This is a genomic window from Flexivirga sp. G2, assembly GCF_055397625.1.
On sequence record NZ_AP039675.1, the window covers coordinates 859,432 to 873,897 of the forward strand.

At 66.1% G+C, this 14,466-nt stretch carries 19 protein-coding genes and 1 riboswitch; of the genes, 6 read left to right on the plus strand and 13 right to left on the minus strand.

The window, feature by feature from the left end; translation table 11 throughout:
• Positions 1–5 precede the first annotated feature (5 nt).
• Positions 6–320 carry a DMT family transporter gene (locus ACZ50J_RS04330; RefSeq protein WP_464300043.1) on the minus strand — a complete coding sequence of 105 codons (315 nt, stop codon included), beginning with the start codon at positions 318–320 and terminating at the stop codon, positions 6–8.
• 18 nt (positions 321–338) lie between these two features.
• A riboswitch (guanidine-III (ykkC-III) riboswitch) is annotated at positions 339–404 on the minus strand.
• Positions 405–520: 116 nt separating this feature from the next.
• On the opposite strand from ACZ50J_RS04330, the gene ychF reads away from it, so the two are divergent.
• A complete protein-coding gene (ychF, locus tag ACZ50J_RS04335; RefSeq protein WP_464300044.1) occupies positions 521–1,594 on the plus strand; it encodes a redox-regulated ATPase YchF in 1,074 nt (357 codons plus the stop codon).
• Between the two features lie 124 nt (positions 1,595–1,718).
• Here ychF and ACZ50J_RS04340 read toward each other — a convergent pair whose 3' ends face one another.
• Positions 1,719–2,870, minus strand: coding sequence for a hypothetical protein (locus ACZ50J_RS04340; RefSeq protein ID WP_464300045.1), 1,152 nt, complete (start codon positions 2,868–2,870; stop codon positions 1,719–1,721).
• Positions 2,871–3,788: 918 nt separating this feature from the next.
• Between ACZ50J_RS04340 and ACZ50J_RS04345 the strand changes: the two genes are divergently transcribed.
• A complete protein-coding gene (locus ACZ50J_RS04345; protein ID WP_464300046.1) occupies positions 3,789–4,589 on the plus strand; it encodes an HTH domain-containing protein in 801 nt (266 codons plus the stop codon).
• A gap of 173 nt (positions 4,590–4,762) precedes the next feature.
• Here the strand turns inward: ACZ50J_RS04345 and arfB are convergent, their stop codons facing one another.
• Together arfB and ACZ50J_RS04355 are read right to left on the minus strand one after the other, a co-directional pair.
• On the minus strand, positions 4,763–5,203 hold the full coding sequence (arfB, locus tag ACZ50J_RS04350) for an alternative ribosome rescue aminoacyl-tRNA hydrolase ArfB (RefSeq protein ID WP_464300047.1): 441 nt from the start codon (positions 5,201–5,203) through the stop codon (positions 4,763–4,765).
• Positions 5,204–5,228: 25 nt separating this feature from the next.
• On the minus strand, positions 5,229–5,699 hold the full coding sequence (locus tag ACZ50J_RS04355; RefSeq protein WP_464300048.1) for a MaoC/PaaZ C-terminal domain-containing protein: 471 nt from the start codon (positions 5,697–5,699) through the stop codon (positions 5,229–5,231).
• 56 nt (positions 5,700–5,755) lie between these two features.
• Between ACZ50J_RS04355 and ACZ50J_RS04360 the strand changes: the two genes are divergently transcribed.
• Positions 5,756–6,094, plus strand: a complete 339-nt coding sequence (locus ACZ50J_RS04360) for an ArsR/SmtB family transcription factor (RefSeq protein ID WP_464300049.1) — start codon at positions 5,756–5,758, stop codon at positions 6,092–6,094.
• Positions 6,091–6,555, plus strand: a complete 465-nt coding sequence (locus tag ACZ50J_RS04365) for an SRPBCC domain-containing protein (RefSeq protein WP_464300050.1) — start codon at positions 6,091–6,093, stop codon at positions 6,553–6,555. The genes ACZ50J_RS04360 and ACZ50J_RS04365 overlap by 4 nt, the downstream gene beginning before the upstream one ends.
• Before the next feature lie 13 nt (positions 6,556–6,568).
• On the opposite strand, the gene ACZ50J_RS04370 is transcribed toward ACZ50J_RS04365, so the two are convergent.
• Complete coding sequence (locus tag ACZ50J_RS04370) at positions 6,569–7,144, minus strand: ArsR/SmtB family transcription factor (protein ID WP_464300051.1); 576 nt, start codon at positions 7,142–7,144, stop codon at positions 6,569–6,571.
• Between the two features lie 61 nt (positions 7,145–7,205).
• Here ACZ50J_RS04370 and ACZ50J_RS04375 point away from each other — a divergent pair, with 61 nt between their 5' ends.
• Entirely contained in the window at positions 7,206–7,784 is a 579-nt protein-coding gene (locus ACZ50J_RS04375) for a dienelactone hydrolase family protein (protein WP_464300052.1), read from the plus strand.
• A gap of 5 nt (positions 7,785–7,789) precedes the next feature.
• Here the strand turns inward: ACZ50J_RS04375 and ACZ50J_RS04380 are convergent, their stop codons facing one another.
• Both ACZ50J_RS04380 and ACZ50J_RS04385 read right to left on the minus strand, forming a co-directional pair.
• The gene (locus tag ACZ50J_RS04380) at positions 7,790–8,371 is read right to left on the minus strand and encodes a carboxymuconolactone decarboxylase family protein (RefSeq protein ID WP_464300053.1); all 582 of its coding nucleotides are present in this window, start codon (positions 8,369–8,371) and stop codon (positions 7,790–7,792) included.
• A 58-nt stretch (positions 8,372–8,429) separates the two neighbouring features.
• Entirely contained in the window at positions 8,430–9,068 is a 639-nt protein-coding gene (locus tag ACZ50J_RS04385) for a dihydrofolate reductase family protein (RefSeq protein WP_464300054.1), read from the minus strand.
• An 83-nt stretch (positions 9,069–9,151) separates the two neighbouring features.
• On the opposite strand from ACZ50J_RS04385, the gene ACZ50J_RS04390 reads away from it, so the two are divergent.
• On the plus strand, positions 9,152–9,724 hold the full coding sequence (locus ACZ50J_RS04390; protein WP_464300055.1) for a GNAT family N-acetyltransferase: 573 nt from the start codon (positions 9,152–9,154) through the stop codon (positions 9,722–9,724).
• Between the two features lie 4 nt (positions 9,725–9,728).
• Here the strand turns inward: ACZ50J_RS04390 and ACZ50J_RS04395 are convergent, their stop codons facing one another.
• From ACZ50J_RS04395 to ACZ50J_RS04420, 6 genes are all read right to left on the minus strand, one after another.
• Positions 9,729–10,184 carry a hypothetical protein gene (locus ACZ50J_RS04395; protein ID WP_464300056.1) on the minus strand — a complete coding sequence of 152 codons (456 nt, stop codon included), beginning with the start codon at positions 10,182–10,184 and terminating at the stop codon, positions 9,729–9,731.
• 69 nt (positions 10,185–10,253) lie between these two features.
• A complete protein-coding gene (locus tag ACZ50J_RS04400; RefSeq protein ID WP_464300057.1) occupies positions 10,254–10,646 on the minus strand; it encodes an RbsD/FucU domain-containing protein in 393 nt (130 codons plus the stop codon).
• Complete coding sequence (locus tag ACZ50J_RS04405) at positions 10,643–11,575, minus strand: ribokinase (RefSeq protein WP_464300058.1); 933 nt, start codon at positions 11,573–11,575, stop codon at positions 10,643–10,645. Before ACZ50J_RS04405 ends, ACZ50J_RS04400 begins: the two co-directional genes overlap by 4 nt.
• Complete coding sequence (locus tag ACZ50J_RS04410; RefSeq protein ID WP_464300059.1) at positions 11,568–12,359, minus strand: ATP-binding cassette domain-containing protein; 792 nt, start codon at positions 12,357–12,359, stop codon at positions 11,568–11,570. The genes ACZ50J_RS04405 and ACZ50J_RS04410 overlap by 8 nt, the downstream gene beginning before the upstream one ends.
• A gap of 11 nt (positions 12,360–12,370) precedes the next feature.
• Positions 12,371–13,345 carry an ABC transporter permease gene (locus ACZ50J_RS04415; protein ID WP_464300060.1) on the minus strand — a complete coding sequence of 325 codons (975 nt, stop codon included), beginning with the start codon at positions 13,343–13,345 and terminating at the stop codon, positions 12,371–12,373.
• Between the two features lie 38 nt (positions 13,346–13,383).
• On the minus strand, positions 13,384–14,427 hold the full coding sequence (locus tag ACZ50J_RS04420) for a sugar ABC transporter substrate-binding protein (RefSeq protein ID WP_464300061.1): 1,044 nt from the start codon (positions 14,425–14,427) through the stop codon (positions 13,384–13,386).
• Positions 14,428–14,466 lie beyond the last annotated feature (39 nt).

The following is a 14,466-nucleotide window of genomic DNA, read 5'->3' on the forward strand; positions in this document are numbered from 1 at the left end:
GGGGATCAGTGACTCAGTTTCAGCCCCACGACACAGCCGATGATGCCGAGCAACAGCGCGATCTTGATCATCGAGACCGACTCTGTGCCGGTGGTCATCGCGTAGAGGACGGTGAGTACGGCGCCGATGCCGACCCAGACGGCATACGCGGTGCCGACCGGGAGGCTGCGCATCGCGATCGCGAGTCCGGTCATGCTCGCGGCCAGTGCGGCGACGAAGACGACGGCCGGTACGACGCGGGAGAGTCCTTGCGACTTGTCGAGCGCCGTGGCCCAGACGGCTTCCAACATCCCGGAGACGACGAGAACGATCCATGCCATGGGACAGCACACCTTTCGAGTGGCCGTCTTGTCGCACTCCGGGTACGGCGCCCTCGTCCGGGGGCCGCGAGATCCGGGCCCGTCCTCAGGCTGTCACGGGCGCGCTCGCCGGACAAATCCGCGTGCGCCGGTGCCGCTCCATCCTGCCGGAGGTGCTCGTGGACCGAAGCACCCCGCGCGACCACTAGAATCTTGATCCCGTGGCACTCACTATCGGAATCGTCGGTCTTCCCAACGTCGGCAAGTCGACCATGTTCAACGCACTGACCAAGAACAACGTGCTCGCCGCGAACTACCCGTTCGCGACGATCGAGCCGAACATCGGGGTGGTGCCGCTGCCCGACGAACGGCTGGACAAGCTGGCTGCGCTCTACACCTCCGAGAAGACCGTGCCGGCCACCGTCTCCTTCGTCGACATCGCCGGCATCGTGCGCGGTGCGTCCGAGGGCGAGGGTCTGGGCAACAAGTTCCTGGCCAACATCCGCGAGGCGGACGCGATCTGCCAGGTCATCCGGGTGTTCAACGACGACGACGTCGTGCACGTCGACGGCAAGGTCTCGCCCGAGTCGGACATGGAGACGATCAACACCGAGTTGATCCTCGCCGACATGCAGACCCTGGAGAAGGCGCTGCCGCGCCTCGAGAAAGAGGTCAAGGGCAAGAAGACCGACAAGTCGGTGCTCGATGGTGCCAAGGAGGCACAGGCGATCCTCGAGGCCGGAGACACGTTGTTCTCGAAGGGTTTCGACGTCACGCCGATCAAGGAGCTCGGACTGCTGACCGGTAAGCCGTTCCTCTACGTCTTCAACGTCGACGAGGACCAGCTGACCGACACCGACCTGCAGGCGTCCTTGCAGAAGCTGGTCGATCCGGCCGAGGCGATCTTCCTGAACGCCAAGCTCGAGATGGACCTGACCGACATGTCCGACGAGGAAGCGCTGGAGATGCTCGAAGGCTTTGGTGCCACCGAGTCCGGCCTCGCGCAGCTGGCGCACAAGGGCTTCAACACCCTCGGCCTGCAGACCTATCTCACGGCCGGACCCAAGGAGTCGCGCGCGTGGACCATCCACCGCGGCTGGACCGCGCCGCAGGCCGCGGGCGTCATACACACCGACTTCCAGAAGGGCTTCATCAAGGCCGAGGTCATCTCGTATGACGACCTGATGGAGCTCGGCTCCGTCGCCGAGGCGCGCTCGCACGGCAAGGCCCGCATGGAGGGCAAGGACTACATCATGGCCGACGGCGACGTGGTCGAATTTAGATTCAATGTCTAAAAGGCCTGGTCAGAGCGAACTCCTGGTAATTCGGTCGAGAGCCGTCGAGTTCAGATTCAACGTGTGAATCACGGGAAACCGCAGTTCAGAGTGGATGTAGGCCGCCTGCACTGAACGCGAGTCGTCAGGCCATGGACATGGTTTGCTGTCGCAGGATCTCCATGTAGGGGCGCTCGGTGTCCTTCATGGTCCACGCACCCTTGATGAACTCGGTCAGCCTCGGCAGGTCTTCCTTCACCGTGCTCGGCCAGAGGTTCGGGTTGTACGAGACGACCCGCATCAGGTTGTCCACGTCGAAGATCGGGTTGGTGCCGATCGCCTTGACGAGCACGGTCGGCTTCTTCTCCGCGATGCGTAGGCCCAGCTCGAACAGGACGTTGGGGTTGTGCTCCGTTAGGTCAACGAGCGCGAGGTCGGCGTCCAGCAACCCGTTGACGATCGTGGAGTGGATAACGTCGGAACCCTGGCCCTTGGCAGTCTTGGCCTCGAAACCCGCCGCCTCAATCGCGGGCTCGAACAACGAGGCGTAGACCTCCGTGAAGAACCGGGGCGGGTACGCCTCGGTCTTCTCCGTGAAGGGCATGGCCACGAAGCACACCGGCTTTCCGCTGCCGGAGCCGTTCGGCGCGGCGGGTGCTGCAGGCGTCGTGAGAGTTCCTGTCGGGACACCGTTCGTGGAGGGGGCGGTCGGCGGTGTTGCCTCAGCCTGCTGGCCGGAGGTCCACTCGGCTCCGATGCCGAGATAGCGGCAGTTCTTCTGGAAGACGTCGAGGAACGTGTCGTGCGTGCGCGGGTCCAGGCCGAACTTTGTCTCCAGGACGTTGCGGACGAACTCGTCAGCCGGGAGCTTGCTGCCCTTATAGTGCTCCACGACCCCCTTGAACTTGTCGACGTTCAAGAACGCCTGCAGTTTCGCCGCGTAGGCATCGTCGTCGGACGCCGGGTAGACGGCCTGCTTGCCGAGCGCTGTCAGCGAGATCTCCGAGGAGTCCCGGGTACCGTCCGTGAATTTGTAGTCGCGAGAGGCGGTCGTCAGGTAGAAGAAGTTTCCGGTCTTGCCGCCCACGTTGAGCGCCTTCGCGATCTCCTGCGGGTCGAAGGGCTCGCCGCCGTTGTTGGTGCGAATCGCCGTGGGGACACGCAGGGCGTCCTCCACGGTCTTCCGGGGGAACGGGTACTGCGCCCTGCCACCCTGGGTCGCAGGCTTGTCGGCGGGCCTCTCTTCGGCGTCGACGGACGCGGCTTCCACCCTCTGCTCGGGCGTCTCTGCAGTCATCGTTCTCCCCCTTGGGCCCCGGACTGACAAGGGTACGCGTACCCGCCAACAACCGGGAGTCGTTCAGCACAGCCACCCTCCGCACCGAGCCGTGACGAGTTGTCAACCTCGACGGCAGCCTGCACCCGAACGAGTTCCACTCAGTCCGCGCCACGGCCATGAAGACCTCGAAGGCAGCGTGGCGTCGCGGATCCCCGGGGCGTTGTGAAGCACGTCCGAACTGCGCCGGAGGTCCGAGATGTAAAGCCTCACCGCCGGCTCTGTTGCCGATGGTGGCCCACTGCTGTTCCGATGTCCAGGGGGCCGACCGAGCGACGCGGACATGATCGACTCCGCAGTCTTCCCCGGGCGGGCCAGAGGTGGGCGTAGGTGTTGAGGGTCGTCGCCTTCGCATGGCCGAGCGAGCGCTGGACGGTCACGACGTCGCCCCCCGGCGGCAAATGAGGCCGGAGGCGTAGAAGTGCCGTGGGTCGTGGAGCTTGATGCCGGAGAGCCCGGCGGCGCGCAGTGTTTGGGCCACCAGTAGCCGACGATGTTCTGGTGCGGTGGGTCGTCAGCCTCCCCGGCGAAGAGCCACCGGTTCTTGCCGGTGGTGCCGTGGGGGGCGACGTGCTCGACGAGCACCTTGACGAGACTATCCGCGAGGTAGACGGTGTGCTCTGAACCGCATGGCAGACGCGCAGATCGCCGCGTTCTGCCTGGCACAAGGGGCGATCTGCGCGACGCGGAACGTCAATGACTTTGCGAATACGGCGTCGAACTGGTCGACCCGTGGAGCGTCGGGGATGACGGCTTCGGAAGAGGGTCCTACGTGCGGCGACGTGGTGGAATTCCGGTTTAACGGATAGCAGTTGTGGATCGATCGCGTTGCGATCTCGTGTCCACGCGCGTGTGCAACGACCCTCTACGATCGCAGGCATGAAAGATATGCCGTGGCGACGTGCGATCCTGAAGGTGCTGTCGGAGGCACGAGAGCCGCTGCACTACTCGGAGATCGCCCAGCGCATCCTGGACAACGGTCTGCGCCAGCAGGGAGGTGCTACTCCCGCTGCTACGGTTGCCGCGACAATCTCGATGTACATGCAGAACGACCTCGTTCGCGTAGACAGGGGCGTATATGCGTTGGCTTCCTCATCCTCGGAGGTAGCGAGGCCGACAGCAATGGACGGGCCGGTTGCTTCCGAAAGCGAGCCTCCAGAGGCAACGGAAAGCGATGCGGATGACACAGGATTTCTCAACGCTTTCGGCATGTTCTGGCGTCGTGAAGAGGTCGACTGGGAGCAGCGCGGGCAGACACTTCTCGGTGCACAGCTGAAGGCAGCACAGCCGATCAACTTTGCTGATCAGGTGGGTGTGTACATCCTGTACTCGGGCGATCGGGTCACCTACGTTGGCCGCGTCACAGAACCTCGACTCGGACCCCGTTTGTGGGATCACACTCGCGATCGTTTGACGGGTCGTTGGGATCGATTCTCTTGGTTCGGAGTCCGGGCCGTCGCTGATGACGGCAGTCTGGGCCACGTCCCAGCGGGCAACTTCGCGGTCGAGATGCTCGTAGCAACGATGGAGGCTCTGCTGATCGAGGGGCTTGAGCCTCCGCAGAACAGGCGACGCGGCGACGGTTTCAACGCGACGGAGTTCATTCAGACCACGGACCCTCAGGTTGAACGTCGACGCGCGCAGCAATTCTTCCAACGTCTCACGGGTGGAGACCAGTGATGGGTGGTGTCAGCGATAGGTGACGTGGTAGGTCCTGTGCGTTCATTCAGATGCCACTAACGCGGGCAGCAGTCCCCGTCAGGTACGTCGACTCATTGGAAGCGCGGGCGATGGAGCGTTCCTAGCCGTGGCGACGCGGTGGAGTTCCGCTTCAACGTCTAGCGCCGGACGGGTCACTCCGCGCGCGGTGGTCTGCGGTTTTGCTTGACCTCGGAGCGCTCACGCTTCGCGTCCAAACGCCGTCGCTGCGACCCACGCGTCGGCCGCGTCGCGCGACGAGTCGGCGTCGGGATGACGGCGCCACGCAGCAGTATGGCGAGCCGCTCCCGTGCAGCGGTTCGATTGCGGCGCTGGGAGCGGTGCTCGGCCGCGCTGATCGTGAGCACGGTTCCCGACAGCCGCGTGGCCAGCCGCTCGAGCGCGAGCTCGCGTTGGGTCTCGGTGAGTGCTGTTGTGGTCCCGAGGTCGAGGCTGAGCTGCACTCGCGAATCCGCAGTGTTGACGCCCTGTCCGCCCGGTCCGGACGCGTGCGAGAACTGCTCGAGCAGTTCGCCGGCCGGAATCGTCAGGCCGTCCGGTGCACCCGGTCCCGGAGCTATTTGCAGGTCCTCCACGCCGCCCAGTCTGCCTGTCCAGCGCTCAGTTCGGCCGACAAGCGACCATGAGGCCGATGCTGCCGCGCTGGACGACTGTTTCGTCCTGGTTGGTGAGGGCAAAGTCGCGCTCGAGGATGCCGGCCCTGCCGTTGCTGGTGGCGCGTGTGCCGGTGATGTGGATCCTGCAGCGCAGGGTGTCGCCCGCCACGACCGGGCGCTCGAACCGCCAACCGTCGATGCCCAGCAGTGCGATCGAGCACTGCTCGAAGACGCCGAGTCCCGAGGCCAGACCCATCGCCACCGAAAGGCCGAGGACTCCGTGCGCGATCGGTCCGCCGAAACGTCCGCCGGCGCTGTGGACGGCGTCGGTGTGCACCGGGTTGGTGTCCCAGCTCCAGCCCGCGAAGGACGTGATGTCCGCTTCGGTGATGGTGCGGCCTTGGGTGTGGAAGACCTGCCCGGCGGAGAAGTCCTCGAAGAACCAGTCCGTCAGTGGATCCAAATGCGATGTCATGCATCGATCATCTCTGTTCTTGCGCGGTCGGTGCCGGTCGGCTAATACTTAGCCATATGGGCAACTATCCGGACGTGCTGGGCGACGTGTTCGGTGCGCTCGCTGATCCGACGCGACGGGACGTCGTCCGGCGGCTCGGCGATGGCGATGCGAGCGTGAGTGAACTCGCCGCGGACAGCACGATGGCGTTGCCCTCCTTCCTCAAGCATGTGCGAGTGCTCGAACGCAGCGGCATCGTCCGGACCACGAAATCCGGTCGCGTGCGGATGTGTTCGCTGCAGCGCGAGCGGTTGGCTCTCGTGGACGACTGGCTCGCCATACAGCGCACGGTGTGGGCGGAGCGCACGGACCGGCTGGAGGACCTCGTCACCAAGATCGCCCAGGAGGAGTCATGACAACCGATCTCGACCTCACGATCGAGCGAGTGATCCGCGCGCCGCGCGCCACCGTATGGAAGGCGTGGACGAGCCCGGAACTGTTTGCGCAGTGGTGGATTCCCGCGCCATACACGTGCCGGGTCGAGGCCTTCGCACCGCACGCCGGCGGCGGGTTCGTCACCACGATGAGCGAGGACGGCACGTCGTTCACGCCGCACATGGACGCGGCGTTCCTCGTCGTCGACGAGGCGGAGCGGCTGGTGTTCACCAATGCGGTTGACAGCACCCTGCGTCCGGCGAACCCGATGCCGGTAGCCGTGACCGGGGACGTCACCTTCGAGGATCACCCCGACGGCACGCTGTATCGGATCGTGGCCAGGCACGGCGACCCGGAGGCTCGCGCCCGGCACGACGAACTCGGGCTGCTGCCGGGCTGGACCGAGGTCGCCGGGCAATTGGCCGCACTCGTCGAGGTATGACGCGCCGGGTCCGTCAGGTGTCGGTGGTCGGCGGCAGTTTCGGATAGTCCGGGACCGGGTAGACGCCGATCGCAAAGCCGTGGACGACGTCACCGTGGCGGGGGAGTGCGTCGAATTCGTCCACCAGCGCCGCCATGCGCTGCCAGAAGTTCTCCTTCTGGGCATCGTCGATCCGGGCGTGCCGGATGAATCCCCACAGCTTCCCCTCGGCGTATGCCGGGCCGGACTCGCGGGCGGCGACCTCGAAATCGTTGAAGTCCAAAGGGATTTCGTCGCCCTCGCCCGTCGGCTTGTCGAGTTGGACGTAGAACAGTCGCGCGGTCCGGCCGTAGAAGGCCTCGTCGATCGCGCGCACTCGGCGCGTCCGGACGACGCGGAGCATCCCCGCGTCGGTGAGCACCTTGACGTGATGCGCGACCGTGCTCTTCGGGCGACGGACCGCCGAGCTGAGCTCCGTCACGGTCGCGGCGCGCTCGTGCAACAACCCGAGGATCGTGTTGCGCAGGGGGTTGCCGAGTGCGCGCACCTGGGCGGGCGTGGTCAGGGCCAACCGGTCCGCGAGGTCGTAGTCGGGGGTCTTGCCATCCATGACTAAACATACTAGCGTTTTCGAACGTTCGATATTTCCGGTTCATTAGGCGGCGAAGCGCATGTCCGAGGTCATCCTGTTCCACCACGCCCAGGGGCTCACCGCCGGCGTTCGCGCCTTCGCGGACGAGTTGCGCTCCGCCGGGCACACCGTGCACGTGCCCGATCTCTTCGACGGTCGCACCTTTGACACCGTCGAGTCCGGCGTCGATCACGCGCGCGAGATCGGCTTCGACAACGTGCTGGCACGCGGCGTTGCGGCTGCCGACGACTTGCCGAACAACGTTGTCTATGCAGGTTTCTCGTTGGGAGTCATGCCTGCTCAGAAGCTCGCGCAGACCCGCGCCGGTGCGGCAGGTGCGCTCTTCTTCGACTCGTGCCTGCCGGTCTCGGAGTTCGGCACGTGGCCCGACGGCCTGTCGGCGCAGATCCACGGCGGCGTGGACGACGAGTGGTTCGCCGAGGACCTGGAGTTCGCCCGGAAGCTGGCCGATTCGGTGCCGACCGCCGAGCTCTTCCTCTACTCCGGCACGGCGCACCTCTTCGCGGACTCGTCCCTGGCGTCATACGACCCGGCGGCGGCCGGGCTCGTCCTGGAGCGCACGAAGACGTTCCTCGCCGGGCTGTCCGAACTGCGGTAAGGCGTCTACGGGACAGTCGCGGGCCTACCGAACGTCACCGCGTCGCGAACCGCTTCGGGAGCAGCCTGCGCCAACTGGGCGTCCGGCTGCGCGCCGAGTGCGTCGTTGACGGTCGAGAAGGCGAGCCGGAAAGCGATGAACGCGGTTGCCTCGAAGATCGCTTCGTCGCCGAGCCCGCAGTCGCGCAGCTCCGCGATCTGGGTGGGCGTCGTCGCGTTCGGTTCGGACACGACGGACGCAGCCCACTCGGCGAGCGCTCGCTGCCGTGCCGCCAGCGACTCGGGCCGGCCCCGCAGGGTCTCGGCGGCACGGTGCTCGCCGACGAGCTCGGCGAGCCGAGCGCCCCATGCGAGGGAGCAGTAGGAATCGCCCCGTGCCTGCGCCGTGGCGACGACAAGCGTCGCGAGGTCGAGGTCGTCCAGCTGTCCCCGCTCGTGCAATTGCCGTCGCAACGCGGTGAACGCATCGAACACGTCCGGCCGCCACGCCCACAGGCGGGTCAGATTGGCGACGTAACCGTCGTCATCGAGGTCTTCCTGGTACGCCGCGTCCCTCGCGGCCGAGGGCGGCGGCTCGGAGATGAACATGATCCAGTGTCCTGCCGACAGCACAGCTGCGACAAGAGCAGGCCGGCACCTCGGAGGCTCAGCGCTTCCTGTTCCACAACTGGTGCACCAGACCGCTCGGTGACGTGGTCGACTCGATGTCGAACCGCTCCTGGAGGCCCTCCAGCCCGCCGAAGAGACTGGTGCCACGCCCGAGCGTGATCGGCACGATGGCGAGATGCATGAAGTCGATGAGGTCGGCCTCGAGGAACTGTCGCACGGTGGTCGGTCCGCCCCCGATGCGGATGTCCTTCCCGGCTGCGGCGTCCCGGGCCAGCTGCAGCACCTCCGCCGCCGACCCGTCGACGAAGCGGAAGCTGGTGCCGTTGGCAAACTCGATGGTCTCCCGCGGATAGTGCGTCATGATGAAAACCGGTGTCATGAAAGGCGGTTCGTCCTCCCACCAACCCTTCCAGCCGTCGTCCGGCCACTCGCCGGTCTGCGGCCCGAACTTGCGGCGGCCCATGATCTCGGCGCCGATGCCCTGACCCCAGAGGGCGGTGAGCGCCAGGTCGATCGTGACCGGTGCGTCGACGCCGTCGATCCCGTGTATGCCGCGCCCGTCGAACCGTGCGAAGAGCTGGCCCGCACCGCCGATCGGTTCGTCGAAGGTCACGTGCTCACCGGCGGCGAAACCGTCCAGCGAGACGAAGAGGTTGTGAACGCGTGTGCGGGACATGGCGCCTCCGAGGTGATGGCAGAGCGGGACTGGTTGAAAGCCTAGGGTGATTCTGGACCCGAGCTACGACAACGAGGTGACCCATGACCGACCCTGAACGAACTCCGTCGCGAACAGCGGTCGGCGACCTGCGTTTCCGGCCGGCCGAACCATCCGACGTCGCGGAGGTAGTGGCGTTGGTGGAGTCGGCATACCGCGGTGATGCGAGTCGGGCCGGCTGGACGACCGAGGCGGACCTGCTGCAGGGCCAGCGCACGGACCCCGAGCAGATCGCCGCACTGCTGGCCGCAGCGGACGGGGTGCTCCTGCTCGCCATACAGGACGGACTGGTCGTTGCCTGCTGTCAGCTCCAGAACCGTGGCGCACGAGCGTATTTCGGCCTTTTCGCGGTCTCCCCACGAGCGCAGGGCGGCGGCATCGGCAAGCAGGTCATCGCGTATGCCGAGCGGTATGCCGCAACGACATGGTCGGCCGCGCACATGGAGATGACGGTTATCCGCCAGCGCACCGACCTGATCGCGTTCTACGAGCGTCGCGGTTACCGGGACACCGGGGTTCGGTCACCGTTCCCGTACGGCGACGAGCGGTTCGGCATACCGCAGCGTGACGACCTCGAATTCACCCTGCTCGACAAGGACATCCGAGCCGAGCGGTGAGGTGTCAGCCCGTCAGGTCGGAGCGCCTCCAGTTGCGAGCCCACCGCACGACGCCACGGACGGTCGCGTCGGGGTCCCCGGCGAGGTCGCTCAGCAACGACTGCGGCACAGCGGGATTCGCGGCGACCCAGCCACGCACATCCGCCGCGTGATCGCACGCGAGACGCCGCAACAGCACCTCCGGGGTGTTCGGTTGCCGCGCCACGCAGCACCGCACACTGGCGTCGGCATCCGCGGCGAGGAGTTCGAGCACATCGACGGGGCACTGCTGGTTGAGCGCCGCACTCTGCCGGATGCTCGGATCGGCGCTGCGCGCGAGCAGGCGGATCCGGTGGAGCTTCCCATCGGTCACCGGCGGACTCGGGTGGGCCGCCCGGATCTCCTCGGGCGTCAGCTGTTCGTCGTCCGACTCGCGCAGGGCCGCCCGCTGGGCGGTGCTGAGGAAACTCACGCAGGACATTGCACTCTCCTTCGAAGTCGGTGCATCCGACTGTATGCCGCCACGACGACAGCGCCGCCCGGGGGCGGGTCACGTCCCGAAGGGCACTCCGGCCTGACAGATCACGTTCGCGTAGAACGTCGCCTCACCGGTGCGAACGGCGAACTTCGCCTCCAGGGCCAACTGTTTGAACCGCTCGTGGTCGACTGGCTCGGGGGCGAGGTCGAGGGCGGTGAGTGCACCGTGGCACGTCGGGTTGGTGTCCAGCATGTCCCGTGAGATCCAGCTGTGCTCGATCGTGAGCCGGGGCAGGACGGTCTGCACCACGTCCTCGAAACTCGCTGCGCCATAACGGTATCCGAGATCAATAGTGGGCAGATCACCGAGCGGCAGGCCGCTGTCGCACACCACGAATCGTTCTGTATGGCGCAGCCCAGCCAGATGTCCGGCCAGTCCTGCGTGGATGACGCCGTGTGTGATCATCGGTCTGACCTCGTCGTGATCTCTGGAGTGTTGCGCAAAAACGTTGTCAGCTGGGCGAATTCGTCATACCCGCCCTGCGCCGTGGGATGGCGCACGGCGAGCGATCCCGCCGTGACGCCGGATCGCAGGGCGGCGCTGAGCGACTCGCCCATGGCCAGCCGAGCGGCGAAGGCCCCGCAGAACGCGTCGCCCGCACCGGTGCTGTCCACGACGTCCGGCGTGGGAGGTGTCGCTGCCGTGAGGGTCTGGTCCGCAGTGCAGAGAACGGCGCCCCGGGAGCCGAGAGTCGTTGCCACCGCGGTGACTCCGCGACTGATCAGGGCCCGAGCAGCCGCGACCAGCGCGTCGTCGTCCGACGCATCGAGCGTGGTCCGGCCGCTCACTTCGGCGAGTTCGTGCTCGTTGACGATCAGCACGTCGCAACGGCTCAGCAGGTCGTCGCCGAGCGGCCTGGCGGGTGCCGCATTGAGGACGAAGGTCCCCGCGGTCGCCGCCGCGGCACGTTCGACCACGGGCAACGGGATCTCCAACTGGCAGAGCACGACCGCGGATCTGTCGAACGGCGGAATCGACTCCGGCCACTCAGCATTCGCGCCGGGCACGACGAGGATGGTGTTCTCACTGGCCGACACGGTGATCCAGGCGCTGCCGGTCGCGACCCCAGCTCGTTGCTCGACCCCGGCGGTGTCCACACCGGCTCGCTGGAGCGTCTCGAGCGCCTGTGACCCTTCCGGGTCCGTGCCGATGGAGGCGAGCATCGCCACCGTCGCGCCCGATTTCGCAGCAGCGACAGCCTGATTGGCCCCCTTGCCGCCCATCGAGCTGCTCAGCGACGACGCGAGCAGGGTCTCCCCGGGGCGGGGAAAGCGATCCACCTGGATCGTGCGATCGACATTGACCGAACCGATGACGATGACTCGTTCAGTCACCGGCATCTCCGGGCTGTGCACCTGTGATTAGCGCCACCAGGTCGTCGGGAGACACCGAAGCGACGTCCCGACGAGCGACCGTCGTGCCACGGCGCAGCACCACGGCCGTGTCCGCGAGGCGCTTGACCTGCGCCATGTCGTGGCTGATCAGCAACACCGTGACGCCCCTGTCCCGGAGCCCCCGCACGAGGGACTCCACAGCCGCCGTCTCGCGGACCCCGAGCGCCGCAGTGGGTTCGTCCATCACCACCAGTTGCTTGCCCCAATGTGCAGCGCGCGCGATCGCAATGCTCTGTCGCTGGCCACCCGACATCCGCCGAACAGTGCTGGAAACACTGGGAATGTCGACATCAAGTTCGGTGAGGATCGACGTTGCACTGGCGCGCATCGCCGACTTGTCGAGCACCCGGAACGGACCGATCCCGCGGGTGAGCTCCCGTCGCAGATAGAGGTTCTGCCAGACGGGGAGGTCGTCGATGAGCGACAGCGTCTGATATACCGTCTCTATCCCTGCGCGCCGGCTCTCGTCCGGGGCGTCGAAACTCACCGATGCGCCGTTGAGCGTGATGGTCCCTGTGTCGGGCGGATGGACGCCGGTGAGGCAGCGCACCAGCGTCGACTTGCCGGCGCCGTTGTCGCCCAGCAGGGCGGTGACCTTGCCGCGCTCCAGCACGAGGTCCGCGTGCCGCAGCGCTTGCACCGCATCGAACGACTTGCTGAGCTTGGTGGCCTCGAGCAGCACATCGCCGGTGACCGGCTTGTGAAGAGTTACCTGGGTGTTCACGGTCTCGGTCCTCAATGCTGGAAGCGGGAGATGAAGGCGGCGCCCAGGACGACGACACCGACGGCGATCGGTTGGTAGTACTGCGAGATGTCCAACAGCGTGAAGCCGTTGAGCAGAGTCTGCAGCAGAACGGCGCCGGCTGCCGCGCCGAGCACGGACGCGCGTCCGCCACTCAGGCTCGAGCCGCCGAGGACCACCGCAGCGATGGAGCTCAGCAGGAGGTTGGTCTGCATGCTCGGGTCGGAACCGCCGTTGTTGGACACGAAGAGCACGCCGGCGATGCCACAGGCCAGACCTGATCCGGCGTACGCGAGGAGTCGGACCCGGTTGACCGGGATGCCGACGTCACGGGCGGCGTCGAGATTGCCGCCGGTGCTGAGAAGGTAGGTCCCGGTGCGGGTCCAGAAGAGCAGGAAGGCGGTCAGCAGCGCGACGATCACGCCGACCAGCCAGAACCACCGGATCGGACCGACGCCGTTGAGGGCCAGGCCCTGCAGGAAGTCCGATGACACCGGGAGTTGGTTGCCGCTGGTCAGCAGCAGTGTGAGGCCACTGACCACGGACAACGAACCGAGCGTCACGATGAAGTCGGCCATCTTGAGGCGGGCGACCAACACACCGTTGACGATGCCGACGATCGTGCCGGCCAGGATCCCGGCGACGATCGCCGCCGGCGTGCCCCACCCATGCGAGGAGGTCCACGCCAGGACCGTCGCGGCCCACGGCAGGTTGGAGCCGACGGACAGATCGATGCCGGCGACCGTGATGACCAGTTGCTGGCCCATCGACAGGACGACCAGGATCGCGGCCGACACGAACAGCGCTGTCATGTTGCTGGACGTCAGGAACTTCGGTGTCGCGATGAAGAAGATGACGAACAGTGCGACGAGCGCGATCGGCGCGGCATACCGGGCGATCACCTCACCGACGTTGCGCGTCCGGCGCGGTGCTGCCCCGGCGGGCGCGGTGGCACTCTCTGCGGTCATGAGTGGATCTCTCGATTTCGGTGGGAGGAGATGTGCGCTCACTTGCTCGACTTCGGCGTCCCGAACGGGTCGTCGAACGGCCCGAACGGCTTGGGGAAGCTGCTGGTCGCCTTGGCGACGTTGCTGGAGCTGATGTAGGCAATAGGCGCGACGACGCGACTCGGGATCTTCTTGCCCTGGACCTTGGCGATGCACGCCTGGACCGCCATCTGCCCCTCGGCATACGGGTATTGCGTGATCGTGCCGGTGTTCTTGCCGGTCTTGACCGACTTCAGCATGGCTTCGATGCCGTCGACCGAGATGATCTTGACCTTGCCCTCCTTGCCGGCGTTCTTGACCGCCTGAGCGGCACCGAGGCCCATCGTGTCGTTGGCCGCGAAGATGCCGGTGATCGACGGGTGGGCCTGCAACATTGCCGTGGCGACCGTCAGGCCCTTGTTCTGGTCGTAGTCGGCCGGTTGGGAGCTGACGACCTTGAGCTTGCCCTTGGTGACCTTCTTGAAGCCGGTCTCGCGGTTGATGCCGTTCTTCTCGCCGGCGATGCCCTGCAGGATGCCGACGTCACCCTTGCCGCCGAGTGCCTTCAGCAACTGCTTGCCCGCCTGCTCGCCGGCCGACAAGTTGTCGGAGCCGATGAACGACGCGTAGGACACGCCGGCCTTCTTGGAGGCGGCAGGGTCGATCTGGGTGTCCAGGTTGAGGATCGGGATCTTCTTCCGGGCGACGGGCACCAGCGGCGTTATGACGTTGGTCGCGTTGACCGGGACCACGCCGAAACAGTTGTAGTCCTGCCCAGCGAGGGTCTGGATCTCGGAGTTCTCGCCCTGCGAATCTGTTTCGTTGGAACCGGCCTTGACGGTCACCTTGACGCCTTGTGCCTTCCCTTCAGCGATTGCGCCGTCGCGCAGCGCCGCCCAGTAGGGGTTGGAGAAGTCGCGGGTCACGATCGCGATCTTGGTGGTGCTGCCGGAGTTAGACGATTTACTAGCGTCCGAACCGCCCCGTCCGCAGGCTGCGACGCTGGTGAGAGTCAGCCCGCTGATGGCGACTGCGATGACGGTGGACTTCAGTTGTGTTCGCATTTCTGTTCTCTCCGTTGTTGTTTCGATGATGTATGCCGT

Bases quoted from the DNA above. Each gene is read 5' to 3' on its own strand.
- ACZ50J_RS04330 (WP_464300043.1), bottom strand. From the start codon at position 320: ATGGCATGGATCGTTCTCGTCGTCTCCGGGATGTTGGAAGCCGTCTGG.
- ACZ50J_RS04415 (WP_464300060.1), bottom strand. From the start codon at position 13,345: ATGACCGCAGAGAGTGCCACCGCGCCCGCCGGGGCAGCACCGCGCCGG.
- ACZ50J_RS04385 (WP_464300054.1), bottom strand. From the start codon at position 9,068: ATGTCCCGCACACGCGTTCACAACCTCTTCGTCTCGCTGGACGGTTTC.
- ACZ50J_RS04370 (WP_464300051.1), bottom strand. From the start codon at position 7,144: ATGGATGGCAAGACCCCCGACTACGACCTCGCGGACCGGTTGGCCCTG.
- ACZ50J_RS04340 (WP_464300045.1), bottom strand. From the start codon at position 2,870: ATGACTGCAGAGACGCCCGAGCAGAGGGTGGAAGCCGCGTCCGTCGAC.
- ACZ50J_RS04380 (WP_464300053.1), bottom strand. From the start codon at position 8,371: ATGTTCATCTCCGAGCCGCCGCCCTCGGCCGCGAGGGACGCGGCGTAC.
- ACZ50J_RS04400 (WP_464300057.1), bottom strand. From the start codon at position 10,646: ATGATCACACACGGCGTCATCCACGCAGGACTGGCCGGACATCTGGCT.
- ACZ50J_RS04420 (WP_464300061.1), bottom strand. From the start codon at position 14,427: ATGCGAACACAACTGAAGTCCACCGTCATCGCAGTCGCCATCAGCGGG.
- ACZ50J_RS04395 (WP_464300056.1), bottom strand. From the start codon at position 10,184: ATGTCCTGCGTGAGTTTCCTCAGCACCGCCCAGCGGGCGGCCCTGCGC.
- ACZ50J_RS04375 (WP_464300052.1), top strand. From the start codon at position 7,206: ATGTCCGAGGTCATCCTGTTCCACCACGCCCAGGGGCTCACCGCCGGC.
- ACZ50J_RS04355 (WP_464300048.1), bottom strand. From the start codon at position 5,699: ATGACATCGCATTTGGATCCACTGACGGACTGGTTCTTCGAGGACTTC.
- ACZ50J_RS04390 (WP_464300055.1), top strand. From the start codon at position 9,152: ATGACCGACCCTGAACGAACTCCGTCGCGAACAGCGGTCGGCGACCTG.
- ACZ50J_RS04365 (WP_464300050.1), top strand. From the start codon at position 6,091: ATGACAACCGATCTCGACCTCACGATCGAGCGAGTGATCCGCGCGCCG.
- ACZ50J_RS04345 (WP_464300046.1), top strand. From the start codon at position 3,789: ATGAAAGATATGCCGTGGCGACGTGCGATCCTGAAGGTGCTGTCGGAG.
- ACZ50J_RS04360 (WP_464300049.1), top strand. From the start codon at position 5,756: ATGGGCAACTATCCGGACGTGCTGGGCGACGTGTTCGGTGCGCTCGCT.